Source organism: Micromonospora sp. IBHARD003 (assembly GCF_056106285.1).
Genome location: NZ_JBWBBX010000001.1, coordinates 4,427,889 through 4,445,911, shown reverse-complemented (window position 1 = coordinate 4,445,911; position 18,023 = coordinate 4,427,889). Strand labels below are relative to the sequence as shown.

Annotated in this window: 16 protein-coding genes; 10 read left to right on the top strand and 6 right to left on the bottom strand. The window is 72.3% G+C overall.

What is annotated here, in order from left to right:
• The first annotated feature begins 4 nt into the window (after positions 1-4).
• Together ACTWOL_RS19810 and ACTWOL_RS19805 are read left to right on the top strand one after the other, a co-directional pair.
• Positions 5-1,135 carry an LLM class flavin-dependent oxidoreductase gene (locus tag ACTWOL_RS19810; protein ID WP_474298087.1) on the top strand — a complete coding sequence of 377 codons (1,131 nt, stop codon included), beginning with the start codon at positions 5-7 and terminating at the stop codon, positions 1,133-1,135.
• 2 nt (positions 1,136-1,137) lie between these two features.
• A complete protein-coding gene (locus ACTWOL_RS19805) occupies positions 1,138-1,827 on the top strand; it encodes an FMN reductase (RefSeq protein WP_474298086.1) in 690 nt (229 codons plus the stop codon).
• A 54-nt stretch (positions 1,828-1,881) separates the two neighbouring features.
• Here the strand turns inward: ACTWOL_RS19805 and ACTWOL_RS19800 are convergent, their stop codons facing one another.
• From ACTWOL_RS19800 to ACTWOL_RS19790, 3 genes are all read right to left on the bottom strand, one after another.
• Positions 1,882-2,736 (bottom strand): ABC transporter permease, encoded by an 855-nt coding sequence (locus ACTWOL_RS19800; RefSeq protein WP_474298085.1) that lies wholly within the window; start codon positions 2,734-2,736, stop codon positions 1,882-1,884.
• Positions 2,733-3,728: an ATP-binding cassette domain-containing protein gene (locus tag ACTWOL_RS19795; RefSeq protein ID WP_474298084.1), complete on the bottom strand. Its 996-nt coding sequence runs from the start codon at positions 3,726-3,728 to the stop codon at positions 2,733-2,735. The genes ACTWOL_RS19800 and ACTWOL_RS19795 overlap by 4 nt, the downstream gene beginning before the upstream one ends.
• A gap of 221 nt (positions 3,729-3,949) precedes the next feature.
• Positions 3,950-4,327 carry a hypothetical protein gene (locus tag ACTWOL_RS19790; protein ID WP_474298083.1) on the bottom strand — a complete coding sequence of 126 codons (378 nt, stop codon included), beginning with the start codon at positions 4,325-4,327 and terminating at the stop codon, positions 3,950-3,952.
• Between the two features lie 188 nt (positions 4,328-4,515).
• Between ACTWOL_RS19790 and ACTWOL_RS19785 the strand changes: the two genes are divergently transcribed.
• The gene (locus ACTWOL_RS19785) at positions 4,516-4,968 is read left to right on the top strand and encodes a DUF7144 family membrane protein (protein WP_474298082.1); all 453 of its coding nucleotides are present in this window, start codon (positions 4,516-4,518) and stop codon (positions 4,966-4,968) included.
• 136 nt (positions 4,969-5,104) lie between these two features.
• Here ACTWOL_RS19785 and ACTWOL_RS19780 read toward each other — a convergent pair whose 3' ends face one another.
• A complete protein-coding gene (locus ACTWOL_RS19780) occupies positions 5,105-6,151 on the bottom strand; it encodes a class I SAM-dependent methyltransferase (RefSeq protein ID WP_474298081.1) in 1,047 nt (348 codons plus the stop codon).
• A gap of 152 nt (positions 6,152-6,303) precedes the next feature.
• Here ACTWOL_RS19780 and ACTWOL_RS19775 point away from each other — a divergent pair, with 152 nt between their 5' ends.
• On the top strand, positions 6,304-9,144 hold the full coding sequence (locus ACTWOL_RS19775) for an AfsR/SARP family transcriptional regulator (protein WP_474298080.1): 2,841 nt from the start codon (positions 6,304-6,306) through the stop codon (positions 9,142-9,144).
• A gap of 58 nt (positions 9,145-9,202) precedes the next feature.
• Here ACTWOL_RS19775 and ACTWOL_RS19770 read toward each other — a convergent pair whose 3' ends face one another.
• Positions 9,203-10,030, bottom strand: coding sequence for an MBL fold metallo-hydrolase (locus ACTWOL_RS19770; RefSeq protein ID WP_474298079.1), 828 nt, complete (start codon positions 10,028-10,030; stop codon positions 9,203-9,205).
• 205 nt (positions 10,031-10,235) lie between these two features.
• Here ACTWOL_RS19770 and ACTWOL_RS19765 point away from each other — a divergent pair, with 205 nt between their 5' ends.
• From ACTWOL_RS19765 to ACTWOL_RS19750, 4 genes are all read left to right on the top strand, one after another.
• Entirely contained in the window at positions 10,236-10,919 is a 684-nt protein-coding gene (locus ACTWOL_RS19765; protein ID WP_474298078.1) for a TetR/AcrR family transcriptional regulator C-terminal domain-containing protein, read from the top strand.
• A gap of 123 nt (positions 10,920-11,042) precedes the next feature.
• Positions 11,043-11,486, top strand: coding sequence for a hypothetical protein (locus ACTWOL_RS19760; protein WP_474298077.1), 444 nt, complete (start codon positions 11,043-11,045; stop codon positions 11,484-11,486).
• 83 nt (positions 11,487-11,569) lie between these two features.
• Positions 11,570-12,742, top strand: a complete 1,173-nt coding sequence (locus ACTWOL_RS19755) for an endonuclease/exonuclease/phosphatase family protein (protein ID WP_474298076.1) — start codon at positions 11,570-11,572, stop codon at positions 12,740-12,742.
• Between the two features lie 2 nt (positions 12,743-12,744).
• Complete coding sequence (locus ACTWOL_RS19750) at positions 12,745-14,691, top strand: FUSC family protein (protein ID WP_474298075.1); 1,947 nt, start codon at positions 12,745-12,747, stop codon at positions 14,689-14,691.
• Positions 14,692-14,910: 219 nt separating this feature from the next.
• On the opposite strand, the gene ACTWOL_RS19745 is transcribed toward ACTWOL_RS19750, so the two are convergent.
• The gene (locus tag ACTWOL_RS19745; protein WP_474298074.1) at positions 14,911-15,339 is read right to left on the bottom strand and encodes an RNA-binding S4 domain-containing protein; all 429 of its coding nucleotides are present in this window, start codon (positions 15,337-15,339) and stop codon (positions 14,911-14,913) included.
• Between the two features lie 121 nt (positions 15,340-15,460).
• Here ACTWOL_RS19745 and ACTWOL_RS19740 point away from each other — a divergent pair, with 121 nt between their 5' ends.
• Both ACTWOL_RS19740 and ACTWOL_RS19735 read left to right on the top strand, forming a co-directional pair.
• Positions 15,461-16,936, top strand: a complete 1,476-nt coding sequence (locus ACTWOL_RS19740; RefSeq protein ID WP_474298073.1) for an APC family permease — start codon at positions 15,461-15,463, stop codon at positions 16,934-16,936.
• 84 nt (positions 16,937-17,020) lie between these two features.
• Positions 17,021-17,995, top strand: coding sequence for a hypothetical protein (locus ACTWOL_RS19735; RefSeq protein ID WP_474298072.1), 975 nt, complete (start codon positions 17,021-17,023; stop codon positions 17,993-17,995).
• Positions 17,996-18,023: the final 28 nt, after the last annotated feature.

The window sequence follows — 18,023 nt, the reverse complement described above, 5'->3', positions numbered from 1 at the left end:
CGCGATGCAGTTCGGGATCTTCACCGTCGGTGATGTGACCACCGATCCCACCAACGGCCGCACCCCGAGCGAGAACGAGCGGATCAAGGCGATGGTGGCCATCGCGCTCAAGGCCGAGGAGGTCGGTCTGGACGTCTTCGCGACCGGCGAGCACCACAACCCGCCCTTCGTGCCCTCCTCGCCGACGACCATGCTCGGGCATATCGCGGCGCGCACCGAGAACCTCATCCTGTCCACGTCCACGACGCTGATCACCACCAATGACCCGGTGAAGATCGCCGAGGACTACGCCATGCTCCAGCACCTGGCCGACGGACGCGTCGATCTGATGATGGGGCGCGGCAACACCGGACCGGTCTACCCCTGGTTCGGACAGGACATCCGCCAGGGCATCCCGCTCGCCGTCGAGAACTACGCGCTCCTCCACAAGCTGTGGAGGGAGGACGTCGTGGACTGGGAGGGCAGGTTCCGCACCCCGCTGCAGGGCTTCACCTCCACCCCGCGCCCGCTGGACGGCGTTCCGCCGTTCGTCTGGCACGGCTCCATCCGCTCACCGGAGATCGCCGAGCAGGCCGCGTACTACGGCGACGGCTTCTTCCACAACAACATCTTCTGGCCCATGGAGCACACCCAGCGCATGGTCGCGCTCTACCGGAAGCGGTTCGCGCACTACGGGCACGGCACGCCCGAGGAGGCCGTCGTCGGGCTCGGCGGACAGGTGTTCATGCGGAAGAACTCGCAGGAGGCGGTCAGGGAGTTCCGCCCGTACTTCGACAACGCGCCCGTCTACGGGCACGGCCCGTCCCTGGAGGACTTCACCGAGCAGACCCCGCTGACCGTCGGCTCCCCGCAGCAGGTCATCGAGCGGACCCTGACATTCCGCGAGGCCGTGGGCGACTACCAGCGCCAGCTGTTCCTCATGGACCACGCCGGTCTGCCGCTCAACACCGTGCTGGAGCAGCTCGACATCCTGGGCGAGGAGGTCGTGCCGGTCCTACGCAAGGAGTTCGCCAACCTGCGGGCCGCCGGGGTGCCTGAGGCGCCCGTCCATCCGGCCGTCGCCGCCCGCCGCACCGACGACTCCACCGGCACCACTGACGCCGCCGCCGCTGCCACCGCCGGCAAGGAGGTCTGACCATGGAGCAGCTGAAGCTCGTCGCCGTTTCCGCCGGACTGAGCAGCCCCTCGTCGACGCGGCTCCTCGCGGACCGGCTGGCCGAGGCCGTGCAGCGTGAGCTGGCCGAGCAGGACCGCAAGGTGGAGGTCGAGGTCGTCGAGCTGCGCGACCTGGCCGTCCCCATCGCCAACAACCTGGTCACCGGCTTTCCGCCGCCCCCGCTGGCGGCGGCGATCGACGCGGTGACGGCGGCGGACGGCCTGATCGCCGTGACGCCGGTCTTCACGGCCTCCTACAGCGGGCTGTTCAAGTCGTTCTTCGATCTGATCGACCCGACCGCTCTGACCGGCACACCCGTGCTGATCGGGGCGACCGGCGGTACCGGACGCCACTCGCTGGTACTCGACCACGCCCTGCGGCCGCTCTTCGCCTATCTGAGGGCGCTCATCGCACCGACCGCCGTCTACGCGGCGTCGGAGGACTGGGGTTCGGGCGGCGACGAGTACACCGAGGGCCTTCCCGCCAGGATCCGGCGGGCCGGAGGGGAGCTGGCCGCTCTGATGGCCGCGCGGGCGGCCGCCCGTCCGGCCGGTGACGCCGGGACCGACGGGACCGACGGTGACGCGGGGACCGACGGGACCGACGGTGACGCGGGGACCGACGGGATGACCGAGTTCGAGCGGCAGCTCGCCGATCTCCGCTTCGACTGACGGGTCGCCGGTCCCACGACGCTCACCGCCGGTCCCTCTCCGGGCCCGGATCACTCACTTGCGGTTGTACAGACGCATCGTGATCGCACCGAAGACGCTCACGAACACCACCGACCAGCCCAGCGTCCAGCCGATGTCCGCCGCCGGCCAGTGACCCGCCATCAGTTCGCGTACGGCGGTCGCGAGATGGGTGACCGGGCTGTTGTTCACGAACGCCTGCAGCCATCCCGGCATGGTCCTCGGGTCGACGAAGACATTGCTCAGGAAGGTCAGCGGGAAGATCACCATCATGCTGACGCCCATGACCGACTTCTCGGTACGCAGCATGAGCCCGAACATCGTCCAGATCCAGGAGAAGGAGAACGAGAAGAGCATCAGCAGCGCGACGCCGAGCAGGATGCCGCTCACTCCGCCGTCCGGCCGGTAGCCGATGGCCATGCCCACGGTGAGCATCACCACCGAGGCCATGAAGTAGCGGACGACATCGCCCAGCAGGTAGCCGACCATCGGCGCGGGTCGCCAGATCGGCAGGGTGCGGAAGCGGTCGAAGACGCCCTTCTCGATATCGGTGTTGACCGCGACCCCCGTGTACATCGTGATCATCACGACGCTCATCACCAGGATGCCGGGGAGCAGGAACTGGATGTACGCGTCGGCCGAGCCGGCCAGCGCCCCTCCGAAGAGGTACGTGTACATCAGCACCATCATGATCGGGAAGGCCGTGACGTCGAAGAGCTGCTCGGGCACATGCTTGATCTTGAGCATGGCCCGCCAGCCGAAGGTGAGCGACGCGGACAGGGCGCCCGGCCGCGGTGGACGGGAACCGGCGACGAGGAGGGCGGCCAGGTCCTCGGTCTTCGGCGCGACGAGGGTGAGGTCGACGGCGTCCTTGGTGGCGACGGTGCTCATGCGATGGCCCCCTTGGGCTCCGCCGCGGTGGCGGTCTTCGTGTCGGTGAGGGCGAGGAAGACCTCGTCCAGACTGGGCTGGCCCAGTGCGAAGGTGTCGACGGTGATGCCGGCCCTGGCCAGTTCGGACAGGGCACGCGCGGCCTGCTCGGCCGCGCCCAGCTCGGTGCCGTGGCCGTCGACGCGGGCCGTGAGGGCCAGCGGGTCGGGCTCGAGCTGCACGGACGCGTTCAGCGCGACGGCGAGGATGCGCTCGGCCTCCGCACGGCGGTCGGCGTCGCGCAGCCGCAGATGGACGGCGCCGGCGCCGACGGAAGCCTTCAGCTCGCCCTTGGTGCCCTCGGCGATCACCCGGCCGTGGTCGATGACGGCGATCCGGGACGCCAGCTGGTCGGCCTCGTCCAGATACTGCGTGGTGAGCAGCACCGTGGTGCCCTGGGAGACGACCGCCCTGACGATGTCCCACACCTGATTGCGGCTGCGCGGGTCGAGGCCGGTCGTCGGCTCGTCGAGGAAGAGCAGGTCCGGGGTGTTGAGGATGGACGCGGCGATGTCGATACGGCGCCGCATGCCCCCCGAGTAGTGCTTCACCTGGCGGTTCGCGGCATCCGACAGCCCGAAGGCGTCCAGCAGCTGCGCGGCCCGCTCGCGGGCGGCTGCTCTGCCGTGGCCGAGCAGCCTGGCGAGCAGCAGGAGGTTCTCGGTGCCGGTCAGGTCCTCGTCCACCGACGCGTACTGCCCCGTGAGGCTGACCCGGCCGCGTACCGCGTCCGCGTCCGCGACCACGTCCCTGCCGAAGACGCGCGCCTGGCCCCCGTCCGGTCTGAGGAGGGTGGCCAGCACCTTCACGGTGGTGGTCTTGCCTGCGCCGTTCGGCCCGAGGAGGCCGTAGACGGTGCCCGCGGGCACCCGGAGGTCGACGCCGTCGACGGCCCGGTTCTCCCCGAAAGTCTTCACCAGGCCTGATGTCTCGATGGCCAGATCTGTACTCATCGTCGTTCCTTCGGTCCCTTCGGTTCCTGGCTGCGGCGGACCGCACACAACGCCTTTCCGGGGGTTCAGACCGGCGCCGTGGCAAAAACTCACCGCTGCTGACCGAATCCCGTCACTTCACCACGGGAAACCCGCCGGGGCCAGGGTTCTCGCACGTCCGCCGCGCGGGGCCGGATCCGGTCCGGCGCCGCGCGGCGGCGGTCGTGACGGGAGGTACGCGATCAGTCCTCGTGCGTGTAGAAGAAGTAGAACGTGACGATGAGCGTGGCGACCGCGAGAGCCAGGGCCAGCGCGATCACGGTGAGGATGCTGCGCCCGCTCAGGCTGTAGAGATAGCCGACGGCGATGCCCATGAGCGCCGCGTACGCCCCCGCGCGCAGCTCACGCGGCAGTGCGCTCTGGTAGCGGCCGAGTACGAAGCACAGTGCGGCGAGCACCGCACCGGAGACGAAGCCGATCACCAGCTGCCCACCGACGGACTCACCCGCCTCGCGCGCCATGAAGGACGTATAGAAGCCGTAGACGACCCCGATGGTGAGAGGCAGCGCCCATCCGAGAGTGCCGTGGTGCCGCGCCGGCACCGCTGCATGTGCGGCCATGGCAGTGCTCCTTCCGCTCCGTCCCCCGCTCCGTCCCCCGCTCCGTCCCTGTCCGTTGCCCGTCCCGGCGTCCGCCGGTTCACCCACCAGCGGACACCCGGACGGCGGACGTGGCAAGTGGAACGACACATCCCCCGAATGGCTCAATCGGAATATCCGATTTACCCCATTCACCGCATGCTGGCGCCATGAGCCAGAACACAGCACCCCAGAACCAGACGGCCCCGCGCGACCCCGGGCCGAGCACCAAGGACGCCTGGGCGGGCGGCGGCACACTCTTCGCCGGTGTCCTGCTGACGGTGGTCGGCATCATCGACATCATCGAGGGAATCGCCGCGATCGCCGAGGACACGGTCTACACCCGCGTCGGCGGCTACATCTACGCCTTCAACCTCACGGGCTGGGGCTGGATCCACCTGATCCTCGGAGTCATCCTCGCCGTCACGGGCTGGGGGATCCTCAAGAACGCCGAGTGGGCCAAGGTCACCGGTATCGCTCTGGCGTCGCTGAACATCATCGCGCAGTTCCTGTTCCTGCCCTACCAGCCGATCTGGGCGATCTGCTCCATGGCGATCTCGATCTTCGTCATCTGGGCACTGGCCCACGACAAGTCGCAGCAGCGCACCGCCAAGACCGTCTGACCGCCTGACCGGCCACCGCCCGGACGACAGCACCCACCGGGAAGGCCACGGCCCCGCCGGGTCCGTACCCCGTACGGACCCGGCGGGGCCACTCGACGCCCCGCGCGCGTCTGCCGCGCACGCCGCCACGCCCGCCCTACGGCCGGATCTCGTAGACCAGGTTGAACGGCGTCTGCGCGGCCCGACGGAACCGGGTGAAACCGGCGTCGGCGGCGATCTGGCGGACGGCGCCCTCCCCGGCCTGTGCTCCGAGGGCGTAGCCGCCCTGCTGGGAGAGGCTGTTGGGCACGCAGAGGAACGTGGAGCCGCTGTAGTACAGCCGGCCGACCGGGTTGAGGTTCTCCTCGAGGTCGTCGGAGGCGTTGGGCTCCACCAGCAGCCAGGTGCCGTCCGGGGCCAGCGCCTTCCTGATCCGCCGGGCGGCGCCGAGCGGGTCCCCCATGTCGTGCAGGCAGTCGAACATCATCACCAGGTCCAGGTCCGCGGCGGAGAAGTCCTGCGCGGTCCCCACCTCGAAGGAGACCCGGTCGGCGAACCCGGCCTCCGCGACCTTCTTGCGCGCCAGCTCGACCGACTCCGCGTGGTAGTCGACGCCGGTGACCGTGGTGCGCGGATAGGCCTCGGCGACCAGCAGGGACGAGGTGCCGAGCCCGCAGCCGATGTCCGCCACCCGCGCCCCCGCGATCAGCCTCGCGTCGACCCCCTCGAGCGCCGGGATCCAGCTGGGCACCAGTTCGGCCACATAGCCGGGACGGTAGAACGCGTCGCAGCCGGTGAAGACGTCCTCGTGGTGCTCGTGCCAGGGGACCCCCTCCCCGGTGCGGAACGCCTCGGTGATCCGCGGTTCGGCTCGCAGGTATCCCAGCACGACGAGGAACGCGGCCGGCAGATTGGGGCCGTCCGGGTCGGCCAGGCAGAACGCCTGCTCCTCGGTCAGCGAGAACTCGCCCGTGGCCGGCTCGTAGGACACGTACCCGCCCGCGGCCTGGCCGCGCAGCCACTCGGTGAGATAGCGCGGGTGGCAGCCGGTGCGCTCTGCGAACCGCTCGGGCGTCGCGGGGCCCTGTGCCAGCGCACGGTAGAGGCCCAGCCGGTGACCGATCACCACCGAGCCCGCGGCACCGGCCGCCCCGGCGTCCGCCACGAACCGCCCGAGGAACTCCGAAACCTTCGCGTGGTCCATCTCCTTCTCCTTTTCGCTCGGCCGGCTCGTGCTCGCCGGTCATGGATGCCACGCTCGTCGTGCCGCCTTTCACCGCCCTCGCACGGGCTATCGTCGTGCTAACAGGGCCGCGTTCGTCCATGTCACCGGACATGCTCGACACGAGGAGTGCCATGGCAGCAGGGCGACCGCCGCCGGTCCGGGTGGAGGTGCTCGGGCCGCTGCGGCTGCTGGTCGGCGGGACCCCCGTGGACGTACCGGGGCCGAAGCGGCGCGCGGTGCTCGCACTGCTGGCGCTCGCCGAGGGCCGGATCGTGACGGCCGACCGGCTGCTGGACGCCCTGTGGCCGTCGCAGGTGCCGGAATCGGGACGTCAGGCGCTGCACAACCATGTGTCCCGGCTGCGGGGGCACCTCGGGCCCGCTGCCGTCCGGCTCGAGACGGCTCACGACGGCTACCGGCTCGCACTGGGGCGCGAGGAACTCGACGTGGCCGAGGCGCGGGCGCTGCTCGCGACGGCGCGTACGACGGCGCGGCGGGACCCGGCGGCGGCGCTCGCGCTGCTGCGGGAGGCACACGGGCTGTGGCGGGGACCGGTGCTGGCGGATCTCATGGACGTCGTGCCCGTCGCCGCCGCCGTCGAGGAGTACGCGCAGCTGCGCCACGAGGTCACCGACGCGCTGATCGGCGCCGCCGTGGCCGCGGGACGCGCCGAAGGGGTCCTGGGCCTCGCGGCCGCGTCGTCGGCCGCCGACCGGCTGCGGGAACCCGCGGTCCTGCTGCACATGCGGGCCCTGGCTGCGGCCGGGCAGGCGCCGGAGGCGTTGCGCATCGGCCGGGACTACCGGCACCGTCTCGTCGACGAGACCGGTCTCGACCCCTCACCCGCGCTGGACGCGCTGGAACGCGAGATCATCGGCGGTTCGGGCGGTGCCGCGGCCGGACCGTCCGAGGCGTCCGCCCCGCCGGTCACGCGGCTGGTCGGCCGGGACGCGCAGATCGCCGCCGTGCACCGGCTGCTGGCGGGCGGACGGCTGGTCACGATCGTCGGTCCGGGTGGTGTCGGCAAGACCAGGGTGGCCGAGGAGGTCGCGCGCCAGAGCGGTACGGCGACGGTGCTGCCGCTCGCACCGGTCACCGCGGCCACCGCCATCCCGCACGCACTGGCGGCGGCCCTCAATCTCAAGGTCGACCGGGGGGACGTCCTCACCGCCTGCGCGGCCGTGCTGGCCGACCGGCCAGGACTGCTGGTGATCGACAACTGTGAGCATCTGCTCGACGGCGTCCGCGACACCGCGGACGTGCTCCTCGCCTCGTGCCCGGGACTCCATCTGCTGGCCACCAGCCGTGAGCCGCTCGGGCTGCCGGCCGAGCACGTCTCGCGGCTGAGCCCGCTGCCGCTGCCGCAGCCCGGTCAGGACCCCTCGCGGTCCCCGTCCGTGGCGCTCTTCCTCGACCGGGCGGGCCGGGTCAGGCGCGGTCCCCCGCCGACGCGGGCGGAGCTGGGTGCCGTGGCCGAGATCGTGACCAGGCTCGACGGGATGCCCCTGGCCATCGAGCTCGCGGCGGGAAGGCTGTCCACGTTCTCGCTCGGCGATCTGCGAGCCCGTCTCGACCGCTCGCTCGATCTGCTCGGGGGCGGCACGACGGGCACGGACGCCCGGCACCGGACCCTGCGCGCCACCGTCGAGTGGTCGTACCGGCTCCTGTCGGAGGACGAGCAGCGGCTGTTCCGGCAGCTGTCGGTGTTCGCCGACGGTGTCGGCCTCGGCACCGCCGAGCGGCTCGCGGACGAGCTGGGCCTTCGGGGCGATCCCGGGAGCACACTGGCCCGGCTCGTCGACGCGTCCATGATCGAGGCGTCGTTCGACGGCGGCACCCGCTACCGCATGCTGGACACGCTGCGCGCCTTCGGTCTTGACCGGCTCGCGGCGGACGGCGAGGAGGCGGACGCGGCCGGCCGTATGCAGCGCTGGGCCGTCGAGCTGATCGCGTGGATCGACACCGCCATGAGCTCCGAGCGGGAGCCGGAGGCCGACGCGGTGCTGCGCCTGGAGCTGCCGAACCTGCGGGCCGCATGGCGGCTGGCCCGGAGCCGGGGTTCGCTGGACGGCGCGGCGTCGATGGTGGCCGGGCTGTTCGACGCGATCGCCTACCGCGACCTCGTCGAGCTGCGGGACTGGGCGCGTGAGCTGGCCGACGATCCGGCCGTCGCCGGACACCCGCGTGCCGCGGCCGTGCTGGGTACGGCGGCGGAGGCCGCCTACCACGGCGGGGACCACCGTACGGCCGACCGGCTCGCGCGCAGCGGTCTTGAGCAGGCGGGCGACGGCGCGGAGCCCGAGACACTCTGGCGCTGTCTGATGGTGCTCGCGGTGGCCGACCTGGCGCGGGGCGCGTACGACGACGTGGTCGAGCACGCCATCGCCGCGGCGGCGCTGGCCGGCCCACGCCGCGAGTCCTTCGGGATCGCCGCCCTCGCGACGGCCTACGCGGGGGATACGGAAGCGGCACGAGGCCTGAACGACCGGGCCCTGGCCGAAGCGGTGTCGCCTTCGATGCGCTCGTGGGCCGCCTATGTCGCCGGGGAGATCGAGAGCCTCGACGACCGCTGCGAGCAGGCCGAGCGGCACTATCTGCGTGCGATCGAACTGGCCCGTGCGGCGGGCGCCACGTTCCTCGTCGGTGTCGCGACCGTGGGACTGCTGTCGCTGCGGGCCCGCGCGGGCCGTGTCGACGAGGCGCTGGCCGGCTATCGCGAGGTCATCGACTACTTCGCGCGTACCGGCAACTGGACCCATCTGTGGACCACCCTGCGCAACCTCGCCGGGCTGCTGCGGCGGCTCGGCGACGACGGGCCCGCTGCGCTGATCGAGGACGCGGCCGACCGGGCGCCCGACGCGGCGCCCGCGCCGGGCGAGGCCGCGCCGCATCGCGCGGGCCCGCCTGCCGGCCGCGCCGCCGTTCTCGAAGCGGCACGGCAGGCGATCGAGCGGCACCTCGGCCGCTCATGACGGTCGCTCAGGCCCGTCGCACGGCCCGTGCCATGACCGGCAGGAGGGTCCCAGGGCCTCAGACTCCGCTCGACAGCAGGTCGAACTCGTGTGCGTCGCGCGACGAGAAGATGCGGATCAGCCGCGGATGGGCCCGGCGCAGCTGGATCAGCCGCTCCAGCTGATCCAGCCTCAGCCGGTGGTCGTCGGCGGCCATCCGCTGGTGCAGGGCGAGCGGGCGGGGGCAGCGTGGACGCCTGAGGTCGGTCTCGCCGTGGAAGACGTAGGCGTCGCCGGCGTGCAGCAGCCAGCGGCCCGCCTGCTGTACGGCGACCGCGCTGTGGCCGCGGGTGTGACCGGGCAGGGGGATCAGCAGGATGTCGGGGGCGCGCAGCACCCGGGACGCGGGGAAGCCGAACCAGGCGTAGTCGGCGGAGTCGTGGACGAGCCAGTCGACACCGTGCGCCCACTGGGCGGGGAGATAGCGGCTCGCCTCGAGCCGGGTGTCGCGGCGCATCGCCGACCGGTACTCGTCGGCCATGACGTGCACCCGGGCGTGCGGAAAGTCCGCCAGGCCACCCGCGTTGTCCATGTCGAGATGGGTCAGGACGATGTCCCGCACGTCGTAGGGGTCGTAGCCGAGCGCCCTCACCTGGTGGACGGCCGTACGCGAGAGATCGAGCTCGGGCCGCATCGTATGGCGGAACAGCCCTCCGAGCCGCCGCGGGTCGGACACGTCGGCCGCGCCCAGACCGGTGTCCACGAGGACGAGACCGCTGGCGGTCGGGATCAGGAGGCAGTGCGAGACGAGGGGGATGCCACCGAAGGGACGCATCGGTGCGCAGTCCAGATGATGCACGGTCTGAGCCGAGCTCCGCTGCGGGATGGCGGTGGTGCGCACGGACATGTGGGTCTCCTGCGGCCGGGGGGAGACCCGGCGAGGGGCCGGGCTGAGAGACGATGGTTGCCGTGCTGACGTGGACGCGCGCATATCGCGGTGCCTCCGCGCAGGCGCGCCACTTACACCGTAAGTACGAGACAGGAGAGAAGCACTTACGCTGTAAGCCGTCAAGCGTTACCGCGCGTAGCCACCCGAAAGAGGAGCCACCACCATGGCCCAGGGTTCAGGACGTGAACTTCCCCCACCCCGCGAACCGTTGACCCGGGAGCGGATCGTCGGGGCGGCACTGGTGATCATCGACGAGGAGGGCGTGGACGCACTGTCCATGCGACGCATCGCGGCCGGACTCGGTGTGCAGGCGATGTCGCTCTACAACCACGTGCAGAGCAAGGCGGACATCCTCGACGGAGTCACCCAGTACATCACCGACCGCATGCACATGCCGCACCGGATGCCCGGTGGCTGGGAGGAGGGCATCCGCACCCTCGCCTACGCCTTCCGCCAGGCGGCCATGCGTCATCCGCGCGCCGGTGAACTGGTCCTGATGCGCCAGCTGTCCACGCCCACCGCGCTGGCACCGGTGGACACCATGCTCGCCATGATGCTCGACCACGGCTTCGACGAGGCCACCGCCGTGCACGCACTGCGGCTGTTCGTCTCCTTCCAGGTCGGCTCGCTGCTGCGGGAGATCCATACGTCACCGCCGTCCCAGGACCGCGACCGTGCGGAGGTGGAAAGCACCAGGGCGGCCTACTTCGCGGACTCCGGCTTCCCCGCGGTCGCGAAGGTCGCGCCGATCCTCGCGGTCACCGACCACGACGCGGAGTTCGCGTTCGGCGTCGAGCTCCTGATCGACGCGCTGCGCAAGCTCGCACCCGTCCGGAACGAGGACTGACGGCGAAGGCAGGAGCACCGGCGACGTTGCCGGCACAGCCGTCCGAGTGAGGGCCCGCCCACCGCCTTCCCGGACGGACGCACCGAGTGGCCGATTGCGCTGCCCCGGCGCACCCTGGGCCGTATGAGAACGCCCCGAGGCACTCGTGGCCCCCGCAACGCACTCATCGCCGCCGCACTGATCGCGGCGGCGCTCACCGGCTGCTCGGACACCGAGGAGACACCCAAGTCCGCGGCGTCCAAGGCGAGCGACCTCATCGCCTCCGCCACCGCCCAGCTGGCGGACATCCAAGGCGGCATCGACGCCAAGGCGGATGTGAAGGCCGGTCCCACCGAGAACAAGAACGACCGCGCCGTCTCCGAGATCACCGCGACCAACAGCGCGAGCAAGACGGCGGACTACACGATCCAGGTCAACTACAAGGATGCGGACGGCAATCTGCTCGACGCCGTCGTCGTCAGCATCGACGACGTCCCGGCGGGCGGCACCAAGTCGGCCCAGGCGACCAGCAACCGCGAGCTGTCGGGCACGCCGCAGGCCGTGGTCGAGCGCGCGCTGCGGCACTGACGCCGGTGCCGTGACCGGTGAGGTCCGCCGGCTCGCCGCACGACCCGGCAGAACCCTTCACCCGCTTCGTCCGTTCCACCGTCATGGACCCTTTGCAGCACGGCACCGGTGACCGGAGCGCCGAGCACGGCGAGCCGGACTCCCCGGCCGGCACCGACCCGCAGGCACGCGAGCGACCGCCTGCGGGAGACGTGCGGCACCCCGGTGACGGCGGGCCGAAGTCCGTGCCGCCACCCGCGACCGCCCCTGTGCCCGCCGCCGCACCGGGTCCCTGCGCCGCCACGGGCCCGGCCTCCGTCCCGCCCCCGCGGGGAGCCGCCGCCTGGTCCGCCGGGCTGCTGACCGCCGCGGTCGCGGTCGTCGTCGGCTGCCGCGCAGCCGACGCGGACGCCATCACGCCGGTGACGCAGCTCCTCGCGTTCCTGCCGTGGCTGCTCGTCCCCGCCGGGCTCGGGCTGCTGCTCGCCGCCTTCGCCCGCAGGAGGGTGCTCGCCGTCTGCGCGCTGGCCGTGCTGGCGGTGACCGGGTGGTACGCGCGTCCGTACGGCTCCGACGCGACCGGGGCGCGGGGTCCCGTCGTCGCCCGCCTCCGGGTGCTCACCGCGAACGTCGAGTTCGGGAACGCCACTGCGGCCCTCGTCGCCACCGTGCGGCGGGAACGGCCGGACCTGGTCTTCGTGCAGGAATGCGACCCCGCCTGCAGCGCGGCGCTGCGCGGCGGGATCCCGGCCGCGGACCTCCCGTATCGCCAGGTCGTCGAGGGAGAGCTCGCGCGCGGGTCGGCGATCCTCTCCGCATACCCCTTCACCCGGATCACGGCGGGCATCCCCGGCCGACTGGCCATGCCGGGCGCCGAGACACGGATCGGCGGCCGCACGGTCGGGCTGCAGCTCGCGCATCCCCTGCCGCCCATCCCCGGCGGTACCGCCTCCTGGCGTGCCGGGCTGGGCGGAGTACGGGACTACGCGGCCACCACGGCAGGGGCACCCACCATTCTCGCGGGCGACTTCAACGCGACCCAGCACCATGCCGCCTTCCGCCACGTCCTGGAAGCGGGCCGCCTCCATGACGGCGCCCGCCTCGCCGGGGCGTACGCCACCCCGACCTGGCCCTCCTCGGCGCCCCGCCCGCTCGGCACACAGATCGACCACGTACTGGTCAGCGACGACTTCCGGGTGACGGACGCCCGGGTCGTGAACCTCACCGGCAGCGACCACCGGGCCGTGCTCGTCGGCCTGGAACTGCACGGCGGTTGACGATGGCGGCGCCCCACGCGCGACTGTCCCCGCCGGACTGGCTCGTCAGGAACCTGCGGCCGCAGCCCGCGCCGATCCCCTGGGCCGCCGTCGTGCGCGCCTCCATCGCGATGTCCGCCCCGCTCGCCGTCGGCTTCGCCACCGGAAAGCCCGAGTACGGGGCGCTCGTGTCGATGGGCGCGCTCTCCGGGGTCATCGGCGACACGGCCGACGCCTACCGGATGCGCATCCTCAACATCGCGGTGCCCCAGGCACTCGGGGCCGTCGGGGTCACCGTCGGCACCCTGGTGTACGGCCACGGCTGGGTCGCGGTCGGCGTGCTGACCCTGGTCGCGCTGGTCTCCGGGATGATCTCGTCGATCGGCGCGGTCGCCTCCGTGTCCGGACTGCTGCTCCTGCTCGACGCCGTGATCGGCGCCGGGATCCCGCTGCCCAGCCCCTGGTGGACGGCGCCCGTACTGCTCAGCGTCGGCGGTCTGTTCGTCCTCGCCCTCGCCCTGCTCGGCTGGCCGCTGCGCGGCGGCGTCCCGGAGCGCTCCGCGGTGGCCGGCGCCTATCGCGCCATCGCCGACCAGCTCGCGGCCTCGGGCGATCCCGCCGACAGCGACGCCTACGACGCCCGGCGCCATGCGGTGACCGCCGCGCTGAACACCTCGTACGATCTCGTACTCGCCCGTCGGACCCGCGGCCACGGCCACAATCCGCCGCTGGTACGGCTGCTGGCCCAGCTCAATGCGCTGATCCCGGTCGTCGAGGCCGCACCGGCCGCACGGTCCCCCGGCCATCCGCTGCCCGCCGCGGTCCCCGACGCCGTACGTACCCTCGCCGACGCCGTCGAACAGGGACGCACCGGTGACCCCGCCCTCGGCCTGCCGCCTCCACGCACCCTCTCCGAACGGGCCGTGGACGATGCCGTCCGGCACGCGGCCGTCGTCATCCACGAGAGCGACCCGCATCCGTACCAGGTGGACGACCGCCTCGGCCACCCCGCCGCCCTGGGCGTCCGGGCCCGGCGCACCGCCCGCAACGTGCTGCTCTCGGGGGCGTCCTGGCGCTACGGGCTGCGGCTCGCGCTCTGCATCGGCATCGCGCAGGCCCTGGTCTCCCTGGTCGAGCTGGACCGCTCGTACTGGGTGGCGCTCACCGTCACCTTCGTCCTGAAACCGGACTTCGGCTCGGTCTTCTCGCGTGCGGTGCTGCGCGCACTGGGCACGGCGGCGGGCCTGGTGGTCGCGACGGCGGTCCTCGCGGAGGTACCGCGCGGATGGTGGGACGTGCCGGTGATGATGGTGCTCGCCGCGCTGATCCCGGCGTTCTCGGCGAAGGGGTACGCCTTCCAGACGGCGGCGATCACCCCCGCCATCCTGCTGCTGTCCGATCTCCTCAACCGCGAGGGCACCGCCCTGCTGCTGCCCCGCCTGGTGGACAGTCTGATCGGCTGCGCGATCGCCCTCGTCGCGGGGTATCTGCTCTGGCCGGAGAGCTGGCACACCCGTATCGGCGACCGGCTCGCGGACTCCGTCGACCATGCGGCGCGCTACGTGGAACTGGCCTTCGGCACGGACGCCGACCAGGGGGAGCGGGTGCGGTCGCGGCGCAGGCTCTACCGGGATCTGTCGGGAGTGCGCTCCGAGTTCCAGCGGGCGCTCACCGAGCCACCGCCGACGGGTACGCGGGCCGCCGCGTGGTGGCCGCTCGTCGTCGCGGTCGAACGGGTCGCGGACGCGACGACCGCGGCGCGGGTCCGCGTCGACCACGGCGCCACTGCGCCGGCGGGTGCGGAGGTCGCGTCCGTGGTGGGCCAGCTGCGGGCGCTCGCGGAGGGGATCCGCTCCAGCGAGGAACTCGTGGAGGTACGGGCGCGACTGACGGGCGACGAGAAGAGCGTCCTCGCACCCCTGCGGCACGAGGTCACGGCGGCCCGCGCGATCGCGTCCCCCCGCCGCTGATCCCCTCCCACGATCCCCAGGGGGCTTCTGACAGATCTCCGCGGCGTCGCGACGCCCGGGTCAGCGACCGTCCGTGGGCTCTGCGGTGGTGGGATCACCCCACTCCGAGGCTCCCGGCCGCCGGGCCTGCGCCGAACAGCGTCAGTACGTGCGCGAAGAGCCCGCGATCATAGACGGTCAGGCGCCACCGATCGGCAGGTGCAGCTCGCCCGGCAAGCCCTAAGCAGGCCCCTGAGCACCGCGGCCGTGCAGCCGGTCCAGGTCACGTCGTTCGCGCTTCGTCGGACGACCCGCGCCCCGGTCCCGCACCCCCGTCGGCGCCGTGAACTCGCGGGGCGGAGGCGGCGGAGTGTTGTCCACGTAGCACTGGACCGCCTCGGGCGCGCCGACGCGCTTGCGGATGATGCGGGAGACGACCACGATCCGCTCCCGGCCCGCGTGGAAGACCCGCACCTCGTCGCCCGCCTTCAGTGCGTGCGCGGGCTTCACGCGCTCGCCGTTCACCCGGACATGGCCGGCGCGGCAGGCCGTCGCCGCCTGTGAGCGTGTCTTGGTCAGCCGCACGGACCAGATCCAGCTGTCGATCCGTACGGTCCCCCCGGCCTCTCCAGGCACTCCGGCCCCTGGGGTCCTTCCGTCATCCGCCATACCACCGAGGGTACGGCGGACCACTACCATGCGCTTCCGTCCCCCGTTGCGGAGTGGGCCATTCAGCACGGCCGACGACAACCGAAACATCGCCAGATGCCCTGCCACCCAAGGACATTCGATGAGCAGCAATTCCGGCAGAGGGCTCCAGCCCAATGTCCTCGGTACGTTCGACACCGTCGTGATGGCGATCGCGGGCAGCGCCCCCGCGTACTCGATCGCCGCGACCACCGCCGTACTGGCCGGAGCCGTCGGCCTGGCGAGTCCCGCCGCGCTGCTGTACTGCGCGATACCCATGCTCGGCATCGTCCTGGCGTTCAGCCGGCTCGGCCGGATCGACGTCAACGCCGGTGCCAGCTACTCCTGGGTGGGCCGCACCCTCCATCCCTTCCTGGGCTTCCTGTCGGGCTGGGCGCTGGTCGCCTCGACGACGATCTTCATGGTGGCCGGTTCGCTCCCGGCCGGCGCGATGACCCTCGCACTCGTCGACCCCGACCTCGCCGGCAACACCGCCCTCGCCGCGGCCGTCGGCGCCGGCTGGTTCCTGATCATGCTGTTCGTCGTCCTCGGCGGCGCCCGGCTGACCGTACGCGCCCAACTGCTGATGTCCGGCGTCGAGCTCGTTCTGCTCGTCCTCTTCCTCCTCGGCGCCCTGCTCCACCACGGCGCCGCGCACGCCTTCGACTGGTCGTGGCTCGGCTTCGGGCACTTCGACGGCGCGGCCGGGTTCGCATCGGGCGCGCTGATCGCCGCGTTCTACTACTGGGGCTGGGACGTCACCAGCAATCTGAGCGAGGAGACCCGCGACAGCCGGCGGACCGCCGGGGTCGCCGCACTGATCGGCGTCGGCGTCGTCTTCCTCCTCTTCGAGGCTTTCACGATCGCCGTGAACATCATCCTCACCAGCGAGCAGATCCAGGCGGGCAGCGGAAACGTCCTCGGGGTGCTCGGCGACGAGATCTGGCCCGGTGTCGGCGGGAAGCTCCTGATCGTCGCGGTGATGCTGTCGACCGTCGCCACCCTGGAGACGACGCTCATCCAGGTCACCCGCTCGCTGTTCGCGATGGGCCGCGACCGCACGATGCCCGGCCGGCTCGGCACGGTCCACCGCCGCTGGAACACGCCCTGGGTGGCGATCGCCGTGGTCGGCGCCGTCGCCCTCGTCATGTTCGCCGCGGCGACGGCGCTGGGCACCATCTCCGAGATCCTGGCGGACGCGGTCAGCGCGATCTCGCTGCAGATCGCGGTGTACTACGGGCTCGCCGGCCTGGCCGCGGTCGTCGCATACCGCGAGTTGCTGCTGCAGTCCGTACGGAACTTCGTGCTCGGCGGGCTCTGGCCGCTGCTCGGCTCCCTGTTCATGTTCTGGACCTTCTTCGCCGCGCTCGGCGAGCTGCGGCCCGCGGCGGTCGCGATCGGCCTGGGTGGGCTGGCGGCCGGGCTGGTGCCGATGCTCTGGTACTGGCGCAAGGGAAGTGCCTACTACCGGCCGGCGAAGCTCGACGCCGTCCGGGCCATGGAGGCGGAAGAGCCCTGTGCCGGCTCCGTGCCGGCCCGGCCCCGCGCCGGCCACGACGCGCTGGCCACGGACTTCTGACGCCCCGTCCCCACCGCAGTGGGCAGTCCCCGGCATCCGGTGTCATCGCGGACCCGGGTGGACCCCCAGAAAGCAGGCACCCTCATGGCCGCTGCACGGCGCCGCTTCGAGCCCGACCTCGACCCCGACCACGGAGACCGCGCACTGACCGAGGCCCGCCACGACATCGTGATCGGCCGCTGGCAGGGCGTGCGGGACCTTCTGCACGCCACCGGTACCGACTGGCGCCGCCGCACGCACCGGATACGCATCCTGTCGCACGCGGCTGCCGCGTCCTCGGCGGTCGAATCCTGGCGTGCGGCCGAGCCGGACCACCCCGACGCGGCCGTGCTGCGCGCCGCGACGGAGGTGGTGCGGGTCTTCGACCGGGCCATCGCGGCCGGCCGGGGCGCCGCGCTCGACCGTGCCCCGGTCGACGTGGCGGTGATGGCGTGTCTCGCCGCCGCGGAGTCGGCACCCGCGGACCCGATGCCCTGGGTGTCCCTGCTGACGGTGGCGCGGCTGTACGAGAACGGTGTCGGGCGCCGCCAACTGCACGGCTGGTGGGACGAACTGCGCCGCCGTGACCCGGAGAACATCGAGGGCCATGTGCAGTTGATGCGCTACTGGTCGGCGCGCTGGCACGGCACGCACGGCGCCATGTACGACATCGCACGCGACGCGGCGGGCGCGGCACCGCCCGGGTCCCCGCTGCCGGTGCTGGTGCAGATCGCGCGGGTCGAGGAGTTCCGGCACGTCGCCGACGCCACCCTCGGCCGGGGCCGTTCCGGCGGCCCGGCCCTGGACTTCGGCCAGCACTGGAAGCACGAGCTGGCGGTCACCGAGGTGCGGCGCACGGCGGGCCGCTGGATCGCGGGCCGGGCGGACGGGCCGGTGCTTCCCGAGGAGGTGTCCGAGCTCAACTATCTGACGCACGCGGCCTGTTACGCCGGTGAGACGGAGCCGGCCCGGGAGCTTTTCGGGATGCTGGGCGCCCGGGCGGCGCGGGTGCCGTGGTCGTACACGGGAGACCCGGCGGAGCAGTTCGTACGTTTCCGCAAGGCGGCGGGCCTGCGCTGACCTTCCGGGCCCGGGCACGGGGCACGTG

Coding starts and splice junctions, on each gene's coding strand:
- ACTWOL_RS19810 (WP_474298087.1), top strand. CDS start 5: ATGCAGTTCGGGATCTTCACCGTCGGTGATGTGACCACCGATCCCACC.
- ACTWOL_RS19805 (WP_474298086.1), top strand. CDS start 1,138: ATGGAGCAGCTGAAGCTCGTCGCCGTTTCCGCCGGACTGAGCAGCCCC.
- ACTWOL_RS19800 (WP_474298085.1), bottom strand. CDS start 2,736: ATGAGCACCGTCGCCACCAAGGACGCCGTCGACCTCACCCTCGTCGCG.
- ACTWOL_RS19795 (WP_474298084.1), bottom strand. CDS start 3,728: ATGAGTACAGATCTGGCCATCGAGACATCAGGCCTGGTGAAGACTTTC.
- ACTWOL_RS19790 (WP_474298083.1), bottom strand. CDS start 4,327: ATGGCCGCACATGCAGCGGTGCCGGCGCGGCACCACGGCACTCTCGGA.
- ACTWOL_RS19785 (WP_474298082.1), top strand. CDS start 4,516: ATGAGCCAGAACACAGCACCCCAGAACCAGACGGCCCCGCGCGACCCC.
- ACTWOL_RS19780 (WP_474298081.1), bottom strand. CDS start 6,151: ATGGACCACGCGAAGGTTTCGGAGTTCCTCGGGCGGTTCGTGGCGGAC.
- ACTWOL_RS19775 (WP_474298080.1), top strand. CDS start 6,304: ATGGCAGCAGGGCGACCGCCGCCGGTCCGGGTGGAGGTGCTCGGGCCG.
- ACTWOL_RS19770 (WP_474298079.1), bottom strand. CDS start 10,030: ATGTCCGTGCGCACCACCGCCATCCCGCAGCGGAGCTCGGCTCAGACC.
- ACTWOL_RS19765 (WP_474298078.1), top strand. CDS start 10,236: ATGGCCCAGGGTTCAGGACGTGAACTTCCCCCACCCCGCGAACCGTTG.
- ACTWOL_RS19760 (WP_474298077.1), top strand. CDS start 11,043: ATGAGAACGCCCCGAGGCACTCGTGGCCCCCGCAACGCACTCATCGCC.
- ACTWOL_RS19755 (WP_474298076.1), top strand. CDS start 11,570: ATGGACCCTTTGCAGCACGGCACCGGTGACCGGAGCGCCGAGCACGGC.
- ACTWOL_RS19750 (WP_474298075.1), top strand. CDS start 12,745: ATGGCGGCGCCCCACGCGCGACTGTCCCCGCCGGACTGGCTCGTCAGG.
- ACTWOL_RS19745 (WP_474298074.1), bottom strand. CDS start 15,339: ATGGCGGATGACGGAAGGACCCCAGGGGCCGGAGTGCCTGGAGAGGCC.
- ACTWOL_RS19740 (WP_474298073.1), top strand. CDS start 15,461: ATGAGCAGCAATTCCGGCAGAGGGCTCCAGCCCAATGTCCTCGGTACG.
- ACTWOL_RS19735 (WP_474298072.1), top strand. CDS start 17,021: ATGGCCGCTGCACGGCGCCGCTTCGAGCCCGACCTCGACCCCGACCAC.